The organism is Roseomonas chloroacetimidivorans, assembly GCF_049629625.1.
Taxonomy (GTDB): domain Bacteria; phylum Pseudomonadota; class Alphaproteobacteria; order Acetobacterales; family Acetobacteraceae; genus Roseomonas; species Roseomonas chloroacetimidivorans.
In genome coordinates this window covers 1-1,370 of the sequence record NZ_JBNBZS010000271.1, presented here as the reverse complement: position 1 = coordinate 1,370, position 1,370 = coordinate 1, and the positions used below count along the sequence as shown (strand labels likewise).

At 63.6% G+C, this 1,370-nt stretch carries 1 protein-coding gene; it reads right to left on the bottom strand.

Annotation, left to right across the window (positions count from 1 at the left end; all coding sequences use genetic code 11):
- Positions 1–269: 269 nt before the first annotated feature.
- A complete protein-coding gene (locus ACO1BU_RS37335; protein WP_424140900.1) occupies positions 270–1,289 on the bottom strand; it encodes an IS110 family RNA-guided transposase in 1,020 nt (339 codons plus the stop codon).
- Between the last annotated feature and the right edge of the window lie 81 nt (positions 1,290–1,370).

Genomic DNA, 1,370 nt, shown 5'->3' with positions numbered 1-1,370 from the left:
CATGTGTGGACGGCGCCTGTGGCGCAAGAGGTTTTCAGCCGTGATTCCTACCGGTCGGGTGCATCCATGTGTTCGGCCTGTTTGCGCAGCGCCCATGGCTGCTGGCCCTGATGAAGTCCGCGGATCGGCTCCTGATCAAATCATCGCGCTTCGAGAGCGCTTGAACCGCTTTGGTTTAGCCGATCCCCGGTCTGACCGGTTCGTCATCACTGCTCAGTCACCCTTACGCCTTCCAGCCGCTCATCATTGGATCAGCGGCTGAAAGCTCCTCACGCGGCAGCTCCCGCGTAGACCTTGTTGCGCGCCATGACGGCCCACGCGATCCGTGCCGACTTGTTGGCTAAGGCAACCGCCGCCACCTTTGCGGGCTTGCGCTCGAGCAGCCGAGCGAGCCATGGCTGGCGGGTGGTATCCTTGCGCGTCATGCGCATCACGGCCGAAGCGCCGTTAACCAGCAAGCGGCGGATATAACCATCTCCCTGCTTGCTAATGCCCCCAAGCCGCTCCTTGCCGCCCGAGCTGTGGGCTTTGGGCGTGAGGCCGAGCCAGGCCGCGAACTGCCGGGATGAACGGAAGAGCGAAGCGTCCGGCACGGTCGCGGCGATTGCCGAGGCAGTGATGGGTCCTACGCCGGGAATAGTTGCCAGACGTCGGCTCACCTCGCTGGCCCGGTGCCAGGACAGGATCTGTCCCTCCAGGCGTTCGATCTCACCCGAAACCGCGCGATACTGCGCAGCCAAACCATGCAGCGCCGAACGCGCGAGCGCTGGAACCTCGTCCTGCTGCTCATGCAGTGCTGCAATGACGGCCGCGGCACCCGCCCGACCGACGCTCGCGACGATGCCGTACTCGGCCAGGTGAGCCCGGATAGCGTTGATGAGCATCGTGCGCTGCCGGACGAGCAGGTCGCGCGTCTTGTGGAGCATGAGCACGGCCTGGGTCTCAGCGCTCTTTACCGCGACAAAGCGCATGGTCGGCCGTGTCACGGCTTCCGCAATCGCCTCAGCGTCAGCAGCATCTGTCTTGCCGCGCTTTACGTATGCCTTCACGTAGGCTGGCGGCATCAGCTTCACCTCATGCCCAATCGCGATCAGCTCGCGTGCCCAGTGGTGCGCCGATGCACACGCCTCCATACCGATGAGACACGGGGGTAGGGCCGAAAAGAACTTGAGGACCTCGGCACGGCGGAGTTGGCGGCGGACAACAACGCGCCCATCAGCGTTGACCCCATGGACCTGAAACACGTTCTTGGCGAGGTCGAGACCGACCGTGGCAATCTCCTGATGCATGACACAGCTCCTTAAACTTGGACCTACGGGATCCTACCATCCCATGCCCACGATTGGGGCAGGCGCCGTCCACAGCATCAA

Coding starts and splice junctions, on each gene's coding strand:
- ACO1BU_RS37335 (WP_424140900.1), bottom strand. CDS start 1,289: ATGCATCAGGAGATTGCCACGGTCGGTCTCGACCTCGCCAAGAACGTG.